Here is a 14,834-nt window from a genome sequence, read left to right on the forward strand (position 1 = left end):
ACATGGGAGACGGCTGCCGCTCCCCTCTCCCATCTGCTTCAATGGGGGCATGGACAGCCACGGGAACACAGCGACAGGTCGGCATCACGACCTCGAGCCGTTCTGGCCTTCCCGTCAGCACCATGACTTCGACCGGGTGTGTTGCCGCGCGACGAACGCGCAGGCCCGCTAAAGCCGTTCACCCGGCCTTCGCCTGACGCGCACGACGTACGTACGTCCTCGACGACTGACGACTCCTTCGCGCGAAAGAGCTGACCTCCCATGGCGAACTCCCGTTCCTTCTCCGCATCCACCGCGTCCACCGCATCGACCGCCGCCGCGTCGCCGCTCACCAGCCCCGCCCGTGGCCGCCTTCGGGCCGTAGATCCCGACGAGGTGGTGCAGCTCACCGACTTCCTGCCGCCCGGCGCGACCTGGCTGCCCGCGCCCCAGCACACGCTGCCCACGCTGCCGGGCCAGCCGCCGATGATCGGCTACCTGGTGCTCGTACCGGCCGGGCATGAGCCGGTGGCCGTGGCCGGGCCCGAGCCCCGGCAGGAGGCCGCGGGTCCGGGTGCCGGACCCGTGTGGATCGATCCCGTGCAGCGTGCTGCGCAGGTCGACGGGCGGCCGCTCGACCTCACCTATCTGGAGTTCGAGCTGCTCGCGCATCTCGTCGCGCACCCCCACCGGGTGCACACGCGCGACCAGTTGGTGACCACGGTGTGGGGGTACGGGCACGTGGGCGACGGGCGGACCGTCGACGTCCACATCGCCCGGCTCCGGCGCAAGCTGGGGGCCGAGCACCGCACGACGATCCAGACGGTACGCCGCGTGGGCTACAAGTACGCGCCGCCGGCACCGCGCTGACCTCAGGGTTCCCGGTCGGGGCCGGGCTCTGCCAGGAGCAGAACCCGGTTCCCGCGGCGGGCCGCGGCGGGCAGAGTCATCGCCATGAGACTTCTGATGCTGGGCGGTACGGAGTTCGTGGGTCGGGCCGTGGTCGATGCGGCGCTCGCGCGTGGCTGGGAAGTGACGGTCTTCCACCGCGGGCGCCACGAGGCCCCCGCCGGTGTGACCTCCCTGCACGGGGACCGCACGGCCGATGACGGGCTCGCGGCGCTGTCCGCCTCCGACGCGGAGTGGGACCTCGTCGTCGACACCTGGTCGGGGGCGCCGAGCGCCGTGCGTGATGCGGCGCGGGTCCTCGCGGGGCGTGCGGGGAGGTATGTGTATGTGTCGAGCGGCTCGGTGTACCAATATCCGGGAGCGGCCGGTTCCGACGAGTCGTATCCGCTGGTGGAGGGCGATCCGGACGCGCAGTCCGTGGCGTACGCGCAGGACAAGCGGGGCGGGGAGCTCGCCGCCGTCGCGGAGTTCGGTGCGGAGCGGGTGGTGCTTGCGCGGGCCGGGCTGATCCTCGGGCCTTACGAGAACATCGGGCGGCTGCCGTGGTGGCTGAACCGTGTGGCGCGGGGCGGGCCCGTACTGGCCCCTGGGCCCCGGGAGTCGGACATCCAGTACATCGACGTCCGGGACCTCGCCGAGTGGGTCCTGGACGCGGGCTTCGCGGGGCTGCACGGGGCGTACAACATCGTCTCCCCCATCGCGCACACCACGATGGGGGATTTCCTGGAGGCGTGTGTCGCCGTGGCCGGGGCGGACGACGTGGAGCTGCGGTGGACGGATCCCTCGGTGATCGCCGATGCGGGGATCGAGCCGTGGATGGAGCTTCCCGTGTGGCTGCCGCCGGGGGAACTCCACGACACGATGCATCGCACGTCCACGGAGAAGGCGGTGGCCGCGGGGCTGCGGGCGCGTCCGGTCGCGCAGACCGTGGCGGATACGTGGGAGTGGCTGCGGTCCATCGGCGGGGTGGCTCCGCAGCGGCCGGACCGTCCGGTGGTGGGTCTTGCCGCGGAGAAGGAGGCGAAGGTGCTGGGGGTGTAGCCCCGATACCGGGGCTCGGTACCGGGGCTACACCCCCAGACCCCGCTCCTCAGACGCCGGAGGGGCTGAATTCTTCAGCCCGCTCCCGCGGCGCTCCCTCGTCATGCGAGATCCGCGGCAGCCACGAAAGCCAGCCCGGCGTATGCCAGTTGCGGTCTCCCAGGAGTGTCATCAGGGACGGCAGCAGGACCATCCGGACGAGGGTCGCGTCCAGGAGGACCGCCACGCCCAGGCCCACGCCCATCTGCTGCATGTCCTGCATGGACAGCGTCCCGAAGACCGCGAAGACCGCCACCATGATCACGGCCGCGCCCGTCACCGCTCCCGCGGTCCGCGTGATGCCCTCCCGGATCGCCGAGCGGTTGTCCAGGCCCCGGTCCCGCGCCTCACGGATCCGGGAGACGACGAACACGTGGTAGTCCATCGACAGGCCGAAGAGGACCACGAGGACGAACAGCGGCATCCAGTTCTCGATCGCGCCGACCTTCTCCGAGCCGATCAGCTCCGCGCCCCAGCCGTGCTGGAAGACCGCGGTCATCACGCCGTACGCCGCCCCCACCGAAAGGAGGTTGAGGGCGATGGACGTCACCGCGATCACCACCGAGCGGAAGCTGAACAGCATCAGGAGGAAGGTCACCGCGGCGATGAAGGCGAAGACCGGCACGATGCCCCTGCCGAGCTGATCGCTGAAGTCCTCGGACTCGGCCAGGTCACCGCCCACATAGGCGTCGGCCGCGGGCACACCGTCGAACGCCTCCGGCACGACGGAGTCGCGCAGCGAGCCAAGCGCCTTCTTCGACTCGGCGTCACTGCCGTTGCCGGGCAGCGGTACGTCGATCTCGGCGACGTCCGCGCCCTTGTGGACCGTGAGTTCGGCTCCGCGACCCGCCTCCCGGACCACCGCCGCAAGGGCGTCCCGCACCTGCCGCGCCTCGATGTCGTCCGCCTCGACGACCACCCGGGCGGGCGAAGGACCGCCGGGGAACTCCTCGGTGATCTTCTTGTACGAGACGGACAGCGGGGCGTCGGAGCCGAACTGCTTCTCCAGGCCGAGCTGTTCGGTCTTCATGCCGAGCGCGGGCGCGGCGAGCGCGAGCAGCAGTACCGCCGCGCCGACCGCGAAGAACTTCGGCCTGGCGAGGACCGGCCGCAGCAGCAGGACCGCGATGCCGCCGCTGGCGTGCGCGCCCCTCTTGGAGCGGCGGTTCAGGAACGGGATGCGCCCGGCGTCGATACGGTCGCCGAGCCCCGCGAGCAGCGCGGGGAGCACCGTCACCGAGCCGAGCATCGCCACGCACACCACCAGGATCGTGGCGACGGCGAAGCCCTTGAAGAGGAGGAGTCCGGACAGGAACATGCCGGCCATCGCGACCATCACGGTGAGCCCGGAGACCAGCACGGCACGGCCGCTCGTCGCCGCCGCGATCCGCAGCGCGGTGTCCGCGTCCGCCCCCGCGGCCCGCTCGTCCCGCTCGCGCCGCAGATAGAACAGGCAGTAGTCGACGCCGACGGCGAGGCCCATCAGGAACATCACCGAGTACGTCGTCTCGAAGAGGTGCAGCTGGTGGCTGGCGAGCGAGAGCAGGCCGAAGGCCGCCACACACGCGGTCAGCGCGAGGCCCACCGGGAGCAGCGCCGCGACCACGGCACCGAAGGCGACCAGGAGGATGCCCAGGGCAAGCGGCACTGCGGTGAACTCGGCCTTGGTGAGGTCGTCGGAGAGCAGGTCGCTCAGCTGCTTCTCGGAGCTCGCGTCGCCGAACTGGTGGACCGATACGCCCTGCCAGGACCCCGCTTCGTCCGCCTTCGCCACCGCGTCGAGCACCGGCTGCACACGGTCGGCCGCGTCGTCGGACGCGCCCTTCATCTCGAAGCGGAGGAGCGCGTCCCTGCCGTCCTCGGAGGGCAGCGGTGCCTGGACGTCACGTACCTCTCCGGTCGCGGTCAGCGCCTTGGACAGGTCGCCCGCCACGTCCCGCCAGCCGTCCGGGGTCCGGGCGGCGACCATGACCAGTTCGCCCGCGGGCTCCTCGACCCCCGCATCGTCGAGGATCCGCGCCGCCCGGCCCGAGTCGCCGACCCCCATCTCGTCGTCGGACGCGGTGACCATGCCCGAGGCCCCTCCGATGGTCGTGGCGAGCACGACGAAAAGCAGCCAGCCCAGGATGGCCGTCTTGCGATGGTGTGCGCTCCACACACCCAGTCGTGCCGCGAGGTTTGGCCGCATGGCCTTTTCGCCCCCATAGGTAAGCGCCAGAAGCGCAAGCAAGTAAGCGTCGGATAAACCGCCTTGATGACGTCGACAACGCTAGAAATCCGGGGCCGCCCCACCCAGCCGCCGAAGCCCCCTCCCGCCGAAGCACAGGGCGAGGCACCGGGGTGTCGCCAGGTACACCCCCCGCTCGGGTGCCGGACCCAATGACCCGCGCCGATCTCAGCAGGGAGAATGTGGCCATGACGCTGGAAGAGATGGGGACCAGAAAATGACGAGGGTACGAGAATCCGTGATCGCGGGAGCCCGGGGGCTCTACTTGGCGATCGCCACACTCGCCGGTTCGATCACTCTCTTTGTGCTGTCGGTCCTTTCGATCGTCTTCATCGTGCTCGGCATCGGCGTCTTCACGACTCCGGTGGTCCTGACCGGCGTACGCAAGTGGGCCGACCTGCGCCGTGCCCAGGCCGACGCGTGGTCGGACGTGAGCATCCCGAGTCCCTACCGCCCCTTCCCCTCGGACCTGCGCAGTGGCGTCACCGGGCAGGTGGAGCGCACCACGCTGATGCTGAAGGACCCGGCGACCTGGCGTGATCTGCAGTGGCTGCTCGTCGACATGACCGCCGGTTTCATCACGGTGATCTTCACGCCCTCGCTGCTGCTCTACTGGGTCTACGGCTACGTCCTCGCCCTCGGCGTCTGGGAGCCGATCTACAACGCGGGCGGCGGCGAGTGGTACGCCTTCATCCACGTCACCTCACAGGACACCGCCAACATGGCAGCCCTGCTCGGCACCGCCCTCGGTATCGTCGGCATCTTTGCCAACCCCTCCATCCTGCGCGGCCACTTCCTGCTCGCCAGGACCCTGCTCGCGCCGACCGCCTCCATGCGGGAGCGTGAACTGGCCCGGCGCGTGGACCGGTTGACCGAGACGCGGCACGACGCCGTGGACTCGTCGGCCGCCGAGCTGCGCCGCATCGAGCGGGATCTGCACGACGGGGCGCAGGCCCGTCTCGTGGCAATGGGCATGGACCTGGGCACCATCGAGGCGATGATCGAGAAGGACCCCGCGAAGGCCAAGGAGCTGATCTCCAAGGCGCGGCAGAACTCCGGCGAGGCACTGACCGAGCTGCGCGACCTGGTGCGCGGCATCCACCCGCCGGTGCTCGCCGAGCGTGGCCTCGGCGACGCGGTGAAGGCGCTCGCGCTGCGGCTTCCGGTGCGTACGGACGTCGACGTGGAGCTGGTGGGGCGGCCCGAGGCTCCGGTGGAGTCCGCCGCGTACTTCGCGGTGAGCGAGGCCCTGACGAACACCATCAAGCACGCGGGCGCGGACCACGTCTGGGTGGATGTGCACCACGCGCAGGGCATGCTGCGGATCGCCGTCACGGACAACGGCAAGGGCGGCGCTTCCATCGGGGCGGGGTCGGGGCTGAGCGGGATCGAACGCCGACTCGGTACATTCGACGGCGTACTGGCCGTCAGCAGTCCGGCGGGCGGCCCGACCATGGTGACCATGGAGATCCCTTGCGAGTTGTCCTAGCCGAAGATCTCTTCCTGCTGCGTGACGGTCTGGTCCGGATGCTGGAGGCATTCGACTTCGAGATCGCCGCCGCTGTCGAGACCGGGCCCGAACTCACCAAGGCCCTGGCCGAGTTGGAGCCGGACGACGATGCCGTGGCCATTGTCGATGTACGGCTCCCGCCGTCCCACACGGACGAGGGGCTGCAGTGCGCGCTGGCCGCGCGGCGGGCACGGCCCGGGCTTCCCGTCCTCGTGCTCTCCCAGCACGTGGAGCAGCTGTACGCGCGCGAGCTGCTCGCCGACGGGAACGGCGGGATCGGGTATCTCCTGAAGGACCGCGTCTTCGACGCCGAGCAGTTCATCGACGCGGTACGCCGGGTCGCCGCGGGCGGCACCGCGATGGACCCGCAGGTGATCCAGCAGCTGCTCTCGCGGCGTTCGGCGGACCAGCCGCTCGGCAAGCTGACGCCGCGCGAACGCGAGGTGCTCGAACTCATGGCGCAGGGACGGTCGAACGCGGCGATCGCGGGGCAGCTCGTGGTGACGGAACGGGCGATCGCCAAGCACACGTCCAATATCTTCGGGAAACTGGACCTGCCGGTCTCCGACGACGACAACCGGCGTGTGCTCGCGGTCATCGCTTATCTCGATCAAGGTCGTTGAATCAGCCGTCGGGAAATTCCGGTTGTGATTGAACGGGGCGGGCTCCTGTTGCGTACGTAGTCGCATGGGACGCACACCACGACGCACACAAAGAAAACGATCAAAGCTCGCCGGGCGGGCGATCGCCGCATCGGCTGCGCTCATCCTGGGCGGCGGCGGAATGGTCGCGGTGAATGTCTACGCGAACGCCGAGGAAAGCACCGATCCGCCCGTCTCCGCGCAGTCCGGCGAGCAGGGTTCCGGTCCCGGGTTTTCCACCATCAGCTGCCCGGACGTGGGAAATCAGCTGCCGGAAGTGCCGGACGGCGCTCGCGAGGACGTCGACCGGCGGCTCGCGGACCTGGACAGTCAGATCACCGCCGCCTACGAGAACTTCGCCGACGCGCAGGACGCCGAGCAGGCCCAGGCCGTGCTCGGCCCGCTGGAGGATGAACGGCGGCCGGTCATCCAGGAGATCGGCTCCGCCATCGACCAGGCGGGCGGTCAGCTGCCCGACGGGCTCGACTCCATGGCGGCGTGCACCATGCGCGCCGGGGACGAGGCCGGGGACGGCGCCTGGGGCAAGCAGCCGCCCGAGGAAGGGCAGGACGGCGGCGGCGAGCAGCCCCCGGAAGAGGGAGGTGACGGTGAACAGCAGCCGCCCGGTGACGGCGGGCAGCAGAACGGCAATGGTCCGGTAGCCGACGATTTCGCCGACATCAACTCCATTGAGCCCAATGTGAACCGCCCAGAGAAGCAGGAGGGCGCATCACGCGGAACGTTCACCACGGAATGCGGGAAGAACGAGAACGGCAAGTTCAATCCGGACAATGTCATCGTCGCGCCCGGTGTGAGCAATGGCGCCCACCATATGCACGATTACGTCGGCAATCAGGCCAATGATGCCTTCGCAAGCGACGACGATCTCGCGAACGGCGACACCAGTTGCCAGAACCAGGGCGACAAGTCCACCTATTACTGGCCGGTCCTGCGCCTGCAGAACGGACAGGACGAGGCGGACGCCGACGCGGACGGCGGCGGCAAGGACCAGAATGTCGGGGAGATCCAGACCCCGGCGTCCGTCACCCTGAAATTCGTCGGAAGCCCGGTGGGCGATGTCGTCGAGATGCCGCGCTTCCTGCGCATCATCACCGGCGACGCCAAGGCGTTCACCAATGGTGACGCGAACGCCAACGCGTCCTGGAGCTGCACCGGATTCGAGGACCGGCAGCTGAAGGACAAGTATCCGATCTGCCCCGAAGGCAGCAAGGTCGTCAGGACCTTCAACTTCCAGAGCTGCTGGGACGGACAGAACACCGACAGCGCCAACCACCGTACGCACGTGGCCTTCGCCGACCAGGAGAGCGGCGCCTGTCCACAAGGGTTCCAGGCCATTCCGCAGCTGGTGCAGCGCATCGTGTACGACGTGCCGCCCGGCCCGGGATTCGCCGTCGACTCGTTCCCCGAACAGCTGCACAAACCCGTCACTGACCACGGCGACTTCATCAACGTCTTCGACGAGCAGTTGATGCAGCGCGTCACCGACTGCATCAACGAAGGTCAGCGCTGCACCTGATCTGCCGCGCTGACCCCCGTACCGCTGCGCGGTCAGCTCGTGCGGTGACCGGAGTGGCCCGAGTGCCCCGGGCCCGAGTCCTCGTGATCCCCACCACCGCTACTCCCCGAGTGGTGCGAGGCCTCCTCCACCGTCCCGCCGAGCCGGCCGCGCAGCCGCGCGACCACCTTCTGGTCGCCGACCGCGATCCACTTCTTGCCGATGAGGTACGTGCCGCCGTAGTCGGCCGCCTCGTCGAGCCATTCGGCCTGGCCACGGGCATTTGTAAAGGTTACGAGGACGTAGCGGCGGGCACCGTGACCACAGGTGGCCTGCCGCAGTTCGGCCGCGTCCGTCTGGATGTCGGGCTCGCACCGCGCCTTGGCCGCCAACTGCTCCAGGCTGCCGCTCGCCGTCTCCGGTGCGTCGTCGCCGTCCGAGCCGCACGCCACCAGTACCAGCAGCAGTCCCACACCCATGCCTGTACGCATGCGCCCCCGCATGCTCCGACGCCTGCCCGAAAGCGTGTCCCGCGCTGCCCTCATCGTCGTCCCACCAGTCCCTTCAGGCGAGCCCAACTCGCCTTCTCCGTATGCACCGTTGAGCACGGGCAGCCGCACGGATACCGTGCGCCGCAGCATTCGACCCAGGGGGTTCACATGACCGACCTGTCCCGACGTTCCGTCCTCGGCACCGCCGGAGCCATCGGCATCGGCTGTGCCATCGGCGGTATGGCCGTTCCGTCCCACGCCGCCGAAGGGCCCGCCAAGGGCCCCGCCTTCGATACGGATTCCGCGCGCTCAGCGCTCAACAGACTCCTGCCGCATCACGCGGAACAGTTCCGCCTCAGACTCGTCCCCGGCACGGGCGGCAAGGACCGCTTCCGGGTCACGGGCGGCGCCGCCGGACGCATCGAGGTGTCCGGCACGACGCCCGCCGTGCTGCTCACCGGGGTCCACTGGTATCTGAAATACGTCTGCGGCACCCATATCACCTGGAACGGCAGCCAGTTGGACCTGCCGCGACGTCTTCCGGCGCCCGCGCGGCCGCTGGAGCGGTCGACCGCGCTGCCCCACCGGTTCGCCCTGAACGACACCAACGACGGGTACACCGCGCCGTACGCCGACTGGGCGTACTGGGAGCGCATGATCGACGTACTCGCCCTGCACGGCTGCAACGAAGTCCTGGTGATCGCCGGGGCGGAGGCCGTCTACCACCGGGTCCTTCAGGACTTCGGGTACAGCGACGCCGAAGCGCGCGCCTGGCTGCCCGCACCCTCGCACCAGGCGTGGTGGCTGCTGCAGAACCTGTCCGGGTACGGCGGCCCCCTCTCGCCCGAACTCATCGACAAGCGGGCCGAGTTGGGCCGCAAGATCGTGGAACGGCTGCGCTCGTTGGGGATCGCGCCGGTGTTTCCCGGCTACTACGGGCACGTCCCGGACGGCTTCGTGGCGCGCAACGGCGGGGACGCGCGGGTGGTGCCGCAGGGCAACTGGCACGGCTTCAAGCGCCCCGACTGGCTCGACCCGCGCACCTCCTCCTTCGGGAAGGTCGCCGCCTCCTTCTACCGGCACCAGGAGCAACTCTTCGGCCCCGCCCAGCACTTCAAGATGGACCTGCTGCACGAAGGCGGCACCGCGGGCGACGTCCCCGTGCCCGCGGCGGCGCGCGGCGTCGAGGCCGCCCTGCGGAAGGCCCGCCCCGGTGCGACCTGGGTGATCCTTGGCTGGGAGGCCAACCCGCTGCCCGAACTGCTCGACGCGATCGACCGGCGGCGGATGCTGATCGTCGACGGCGTCTCCGACCGGTTCACGAGCGTCACCGACCGCGAGAAGGACTGGGGCGGCACGCCGTACGCGTTCGGGACCATCCCCAACTTCGGGGGGCGTACGACGATCGGGGCACGGGCGCACATCTGGAACGAGAAGTTCTTCGCGTGGCGGGACAAGGGCGGCAGCGCGCTGGCCGGTACGGCGTTCATGCCGGAGGCCACGGACCGCGACCCGGCCGCCTTCGAGCTCTTCTCCGAACTGGCGTGGACCGAGGAGCCGTTGGACCTCGAAGCCTGGTTCTCGGACTACTCCGGCTTCCGGTACGGCGGCCGTGACCGGGACGCGCGGGGCGCCTGGCAGGCGCTGCACGACACCGCCTACCGGCACACCGCCGTCGAGCGCAGCGACCCGCACGACTCCCTGTACGCCGCCCGGCCCGATCTCGCGGCCAACCGCGCCGCCGAGTACGCGCCGCGCGCGCTGACCTACGACCCCGGGCGCTTCGACGCGGCGTTCGCCGGTCTTCTCGGGGTCGCGCCCGGGCTGCGGGGCAGCGCCGCGTACCGGTACGACCTGGTGGACGTGGCCCGGCAGGCCCTTGCCCACCGCAGCAGGCAGCTCCTTCCGCAGCTTCGGGCCGCGTACGGCAGGAAGGACCAGGAGACCTTCCGCGCCCTTTCGACGCTGTGGCTGCGGCTGATGCGGCTCTCGGACGACGTGACGGCGACCAACTCGGCCTTCCTCCTCGGCCCTTGGGTGGATGCCGCCCGGCGGCTCGGCACGAACGACGCCGAGCGCGCCGAGTTCGAGCGGACCGCGAAGGTCCTGATCACCGTGTGGGGCGGCCGGGCCACGTCCGACGCCGGAAAGCTGCACGAGTACGGCAACCGCGAATGGGCGGGCCTGATGGCCGACTTCTACGTCCCGCGCTGGCAGAAGTGGCTCGACGAGCTGGCCGACGCGCTGGCCGCCGGGCGGGAGCCACGGGCGGTCGACTGGTTCGCGGTGGAGGAGCCGTGGACCCGCGAGCGCAAGGACTATCCGCTGCGGGCCACCGGCGATCCGTACCGTACTGCGGGGCGGGTCCGTGACGTCCTGGCCCGCGCTCCCTACCAGGGCTCCCTCACTGTGTCCGCGACACCGCCCGCCTTCCCGCCCGGCGGGCACGCGCGCGTGGAGGCCGTGTTCCGGAACGTCAACGGGCTGCGGGACACGGGCCGTGTCGACTTCGAGCTCAGCGGGATCGACGCGGAGCCGGAGGGCGCGGTGTCGCTGCCGCGGGTCGAGGCGGGGGGCTCGGGGAAGGTGGCCTGGCGTGCGCGGGCCACGGGCGAACCCCTCGACGAGCCGTTGCGGGCACTGCCGTACGAAATCGCCGTACGGTACGGGCCGCGGGGCGAGGCACGGGTGCGGTCCGTGCACGAGGGGACGCTGTACGAGGCGGGCCCTGTGGGGCCGGACTGGAAGACGTACACAAACAATGCGGCGGTCTTCGGCGAGCTGGAAGGTCGGTACGCGATCAACGGGGGCGGGGCCGACCTGTGGAAGGGCACGACGGAGTTCGGGGCGCTGTACCGGGAGGGGGCGCTGCGGGACGGGGTCTCGGTGACGGTCCGGGTGGACACCCAGGCGGCGACCGGCCCGTGGGCCAGAGCGGGACTCATCGCCCGCAACCGGTTGAGGGAGGCGGGTGCGGCGGGCTTCGTCAACCTCGCCGTGACACCGGCCAACGGGGTCGTCCTCTCGTACGACACGAATGGCGACGGAACACTGGACACGTACAAACGCATCACGGGGATCAAGGCACCGGTGCTGCTGCGGTTGAGCCGGGCGGGCGATGTGGTGACGGGGGCGTGCTCGACGGATGACGGGGCCAGTTGGCGGGTGGTGGCGAGCGTGGCTGTGGCGGGGGTTGCGGGGGCGCAGGATGTGGGGCTGTTCATGAGTGCGACCAACGGGGGTGACGGGGAGCGCGGGACGGTGGGGTTCAGCAGGTGGGGGGTTGTTTGAGGGGTTGCCGCCCACGGCCCCGGTCCAAGGGCAGCCCCAACGGCAAGTGACCATACGAGGATTCGCTCGTTTTGCTGAACGTGTCGTCGCATGTGCAGTCCCCGTCGCAGGATGCCCCCGGCATCGTAGATGTCGAGCAGGCCGAAGCCGCCCTCGTCGAGCACTATCCCCGGCTGGTGCGCCTCGCCTACCTGGTGCTGCCGCCCAGCCTCGGCCGCAACCGCCGGGTCCTGACCGCCCATTCGCTCACCCAGCGCGCACTGCCCCGCAGCCGCACGTCGGGAGACGAGGCGGCCGTCCCCGTGCAGCGCGCGGGTGACGGCCGCCGCCAGGGCGATCCGGGGTACGCGTACGTGCGACTCCGCGTCGTGCGCACCGCCCTGGAGACGGGGCTGCCCCTGCGCTGGACGGCCCTCCCCAAGCGCTCGCAGTTCCCTCCGCTGCTGCCCCAGGTCCGGGGTCTGCGCCTCTTCCCCCGCTCAGGAGGCGCCGACGAACTCGCCCTGGACCAACGCCTTTCCGCCCTCTCCGGTGCGGCCCGCGCCGCATACGTACTGCGCGGACTCGAGGGCCTGGAGGACGGCGACGTACGCAAGGTGCTCGGCGCGGCGGGTGTCGACGACCCGGGCGGCGCGCTCGCCGATGCCGACGGTGTCGAGGCGCGTTACGAACTGCTCACCTCGCCCGAGTTCGACCCCTGCTCCCTTCAGGCGCGGCCCACCGATCTGATGCGGCGCAGGCAGCACATGAAGGCAGCGGGCGTGGCGGTGGCCGCCGCGCTGGTGTGCGGGGCGCTGCTCGGGCTTCCGGGCGACGGATGGGGGCCGGACGGGGCTGCGGCTCCCTCGTACGCGAAGAACCCCGCAGGGCAAGCCGCCCTGGATCCGGGGAAGTTGACGCTGGTCGGCGCCGCCGAGTGGAAGCGTTCCGCCAGGACCGACTTCTCCGCGTGGCCCGCCCGGGGTGAACTGACCGGCGACAAGGCCCTGTTGCGCCGGGCCCTGGCGGTATGGGCGCGGCCCGGCGAGTCGGTGCAGGTGTCCGCCACGCCGGGCACGGCCGCCGGCGCTCCTCCCGGCCCCGCGCAGCTGCTCTTCGCGGGCGAGGTCGACGCGGCCCGTGTCGTGCTCCTCTACGACGGTCTTCGCGTCGTCCGTTACGCCGAGCCGAAGGACGGCACCAGCGGCGCCGCGCTCGACTTCGCGCGCGTGGACGGCGCGGACAGCACCGAGGCCGGTGCCGTGATCGTCAACCGCACCGACGGCAACGTGCGCTATTTGACGGCGCCTTGGGTGAAGGGTGCGGCAGTGCGCGATCTGATCAAGGGTTCCGCCGCAACCGCCCTCAAACGGGACAAGTCAGGCGTCACCGAACCCTTCGCCAGCCCCGCGCAGGCGAGTTCGTGCACGTCCTGGAACGCGCTGCAACTGCGGGACAACTCCGGCACGGACCGCCTCTCCACCGACCTGGGCGAGCTCGTCCCCGCCCACCTGACGGCCGGCCGGCCGCAGGCCCCGCGCGAGGCCACCGCCGCGGACTGGTCCACGACCGCGTGCTCGCTGTCCGCTGCGCGGTCGAACGGGGTACGGACCGTGAACGCGTGGGCGTACGCGCGCCAGGCGCTGCCCGAGGGCAACGGCCTCGCCCAGTGGGTGTGCACGCGGGCCGACACCTGGCGGGGCGGCGGCAGCAGGACCCTCGCGCAGATCCAGGCACCGGGGTCGGCGGCCGCCGCCGTCGCGGCGAAGGCGGAGGACACACCGGCCTGCGGCGGGCGCGAGCCCGCGGTGCTCGCCGGGGTGCGCTGGAAGTCACGGGGCGGGACCTGGTACCTGCTGGGCGGCGGCAGCAAGGAGGTCGCATCGATCACCGCGTCGGGCGGCACGAAGGCACCCGGCAACACCTTGGCCACACCGGTCGAGCGAGGCAACCGAGCGGCCCTGAACGGCAGACTCACCGACGGCACCAAGATCTCCACGCTGCGCTGAGGCGCGTACCGGTCTCGTCCGGGGCAAGCACCGGACGAGACGGGTACGCCCGGATCCCACCGGAACGAGACGGACACGCCCCGGCCCCACCGGACAAGACCGGCACACCCCGGCTCCACCGGACAAGACCGGCACGCCCCGGCCCCACCGGACAGCCGTCGTCCAGGCCCGCCAGAGCGGCCGCTCCCGTCCAGGCGGATGCTGCCGCAGCCTCACCGGACCAGGGGTCCCCGGCCTCGCCGGGGCAAGCGCCGGACAAGACCGGTACGCCCGGCCCTACCGGAACAAGACGGGCACGCCCCGATCCCACCGGACAGCCGTCGTCCAGGCCCCGCCAGAGCGGCCGCTCCCGTCCAGGCGGATACTGCCGCAGTCTCACCGGACCAAGGGTCCCCGGCCTCGCCGGGGCAAGCGCCGGACAAGACCGGTACGCCCGGATACCACCGGACAAGACGGGCACACCCCGGATCCCACCGGACAAGACCGGTACGCCCTGCTCCACCGGACAAGACCGGCACGCCCCGGCCCCACCGGACAAGACCGGCAACGCCCCGATCCCGCCGGACAGCCGTCGTCCAGGCCCCGACCGAGCGGCTGCTCCCGTCCAGGCAGGTGTTGCCGCGGCCCCACCGGACCGGGCGCGGAACCGCGGTCCCAGCCCCGCCGGGGGCCGTCCTTCACTCCAGCTGCTTCTCCAGCAGCAGCACCCCGTAGGTGCTGCCGTCCGCCGCTACCTTTCCCGGCAGCTCCCCCACCACCGTGTAACCCGCGGCCTCGTAGTAGTCGCGCAGGCGGGGGTTGGACGTCACGCAGTCCAGGCGGCAGCGGGCCAGGCCCGTCTCGGCGATGCGTTGTTCGGCGCGGGACAGGAGCGCGCGGCCCGTGCCGGGCGGGGCGCCGCGGCGGGTCATCAGGCGGTGCACATATCCGGCGACCGGCGGCTGGACGCCCCAGGCGGGCTCGTCCGCCCACCAGATTTCGTACGCCCCGGCGACGGTCGCGCCGTCGTACGCGAGCCAGACCTCGTCCGATGCGATCCGCTGCCGGAAGTGCTCCTCGCCCTTGCCGCCCGGCTTCCACTGGTCGATGCCCCGCTCCAGCATCCAGCGCGCCGCGCCGTCGTAGAGGGCGACCAGCGTGGTGATGTCCTCCTCGTCGGCCGGGCGGTGGGTCAGCCGCGCTGCGGCGTCCGTCGTCGTCAT

At 71.0% G+C, this 14,834-nt stretch carries 10 protein-coding genes; 7 read left to right on the top strand and 3 right to left on the bottom strand.

The features are described from left to right. Positions 1–261: 261 nt before the first annotated feature. Both AB0O76_RS33180 and AB0O76_RS33185 read left to right on the top strand, forming a co-directional pair. Positions 262–849, top strand: a complete 588-nt coding sequence (locus AB0O76_RS33180) for a winged helix-turn-helix domain-containing protein (RefSeq protein ID WP_365498903.1) — start codon at positions 262–264, stop codon at positions 847–849. A gap of 84 nt (positions 850–933) precedes the next feature. Continuing rightward, complete coding sequence (locus AB0O76_RS33185) at positions 934–1,929, top strand: NAD-dependent epimerase/dehydratase family protein (protein ID WP_365498906.1); 996 nt, start codon at positions 934–936, stop codon at positions 1,927–1,929. Between the two features lie 49 nt (positions 1,930–1,978). Here AB0O76_RS33185 and AB0O76_RS33190 read toward each other — a convergent pair whose 3' ends face one another. Beyond that, positions 1,979–4,156, bottom strand: coding sequence for an MMPL family transporter (locus AB0O76_RS33190; protein ID WP_365498909.1), 2,178 nt, complete (start codon positions 4,154–4,156; stop codon positions 1,979–1,981). 256 nt (positions 4,157–4,412) lie between these two features. On the opposite strand from AB0O76_RS33190, the gene AB0O76_RS33195 reads away from it, so the two are divergent. From AB0O76_RS33195 to AB0O76_RS33205, 3 genes are all read left to right on the top strand, one after another. Next, positions 4,413–5,684 carry a sensor domain-containing protein gene (locus AB0O76_RS33195; RefSeq protein WP_365498912.1) on the top strand — a complete coding sequence of 424 codons (1,272 nt, stop codon included), beginning with the start codon at positions 4,413–4,415 and terminating at the stop codon, positions 5,682–5,684. Then, positions 5,669–6,328, top strand: coding sequence for a response regulator transcription factor (locus AB0O76_RS33200; protein ID WP_365498915.1), 660 nt, complete (start codon positions 5,669–5,671; stop codon positions 6,326–6,328). Before AB0O76_RS33195 ends, AB0O76_RS33200 begins: the two co-directional genes overlap by 16 nt. 64 nt (positions 6,329–6,392) lie before the next feature. Continuing rightward, entirely contained in the window at positions 6,393–7,883 is a 1,491-nt protein-coding gene (locus tag AB0O76_RS33205) for a DUF1996 domain-containing protein (protein ID WP_365499129.1), read from the top strand. Between the two features lie 32 nt (positions 7,884–7,915). On the opposite strand, the gene AB0O76_RS33210 is transcribed toward AB0O76_RS33205, so the two are convergent. After that, positions 7,916–8,341 (bottom strand): hypothetical protein, encoded by a 426-nt coding sequence (locus AB0O76_RS33210; RefSeq protein WP_365499132.1) that lies wholly within the window; start codon positions 8,339–8,341, stop codon positions 7,916–7,918. A gap of 180 nt (positions 8,342–8,521) precedes the next feature. Between AB0O76_RS33210 and AB0O76_RS33215 the strand changes: the two genes are divergently transcribed. Next, the gene (locus tag AB0O76_RS33215) at positions 8,522–11,644 is read left to right on the top strand and encodes an alpha-N-acetylglucosaminidase (protein ID WP_365498918.1); all 3,123 of its coding nucleotides are present in this window, start codon (positions 8,522–8,524) and stop codon (positions 11,642–11,644) included. Positions 11,645–11,715: 71 nt separating this feature from the next. Continuing rightward, positions 11,716–13,632: a hypothetical protein gene (locus AB0O76_RS33220; protein WP_365498921.1), complete on the top strand. Its 1,917-nt coding sequence runs from the start codon at positions 11,716–11,718 to the stop codon at positions 13,630–13,632. 677 nt (positions 13,633–14,309) lie between these two features. On the opposite strand, the gene AB0O76_RS33225 is transcribed toward AB0O76_RS33220, so the two are convergent. Next, on the bottom strand, positions 14,310–14,834 hold the full coding sequence (locus tag AB0O76_RS33225) for a GNAT family N-acetyltransferase (RefSeq protein ID WP_365498924.1): 525 nt from the start codon (positions 14,832–14,834) through the stop codon (positions 14,310–14,312).

The organism is Streptomyces sp. NPDC086554, assembly GCF_040686095.1.
GTDB lineage: Bacteria > Actinomycetota > Actinomycetes > Streptomycetales > Streptomycetaceae > Streptomyces.

Coding starts and splice junctions, on each gene's coding strand:
- AB0O76_RS33210 (WP_365499132.1), bottom strand. CDS start 8,341: ATGGGTGTGGGACTGCTGCTGGTACTGGTGGCGTGCGGCTCGGACGGC.
- AB0O76_RS33215 (WP_365498918.1), top strand. CDS start 8,522: ATGACCGACCTGTCCCGACGTTCCGTCCTCGGCACCGCCGGAGCCATC.
- AB0O76_RS33185 (WP_365498906.1), top strand. CDS start 934: ATGAGACTTCTGATGCTGGGCGGTACGGAGTTCGTGGGTCGGGCCGTG.
- AB0O76_RS33195 (WP_365498912.1), top strand. CDS start 4,413: ATGACGAGGGTACGAGAATCCGTGATCGCGGGAGCCCGGGGGCTCTAC.
- AB0O76_RS33190 (WP_365498909.1), bottom strand. CDS start 4,156: ATGCGGCCAAACCTCGCGGCACGACTGGGTGTGTGGAGCGCACACCAT.
- AB0O76_RS33225 (WP_365498924.1), bottom strand. CDS start 14,834: ATGACGACGACGGACGCCGCAGCGCGGCTGACCCACCGCCCGGCCGAC.
- AB0O76_RS33180 (WP_365498903.1), top strand. CDS start 262: ATGGCGAACTCCCGTTCCTTCTCCGCATCCACCGCGTCCACCGCATCG.
- AB0O76_RS33205 (WP_365499129.1), top strand. CDS start 6,393: ATGGGACGCACACCACGACGCACACAAAGAAAACGATCAAAGCTCGCC.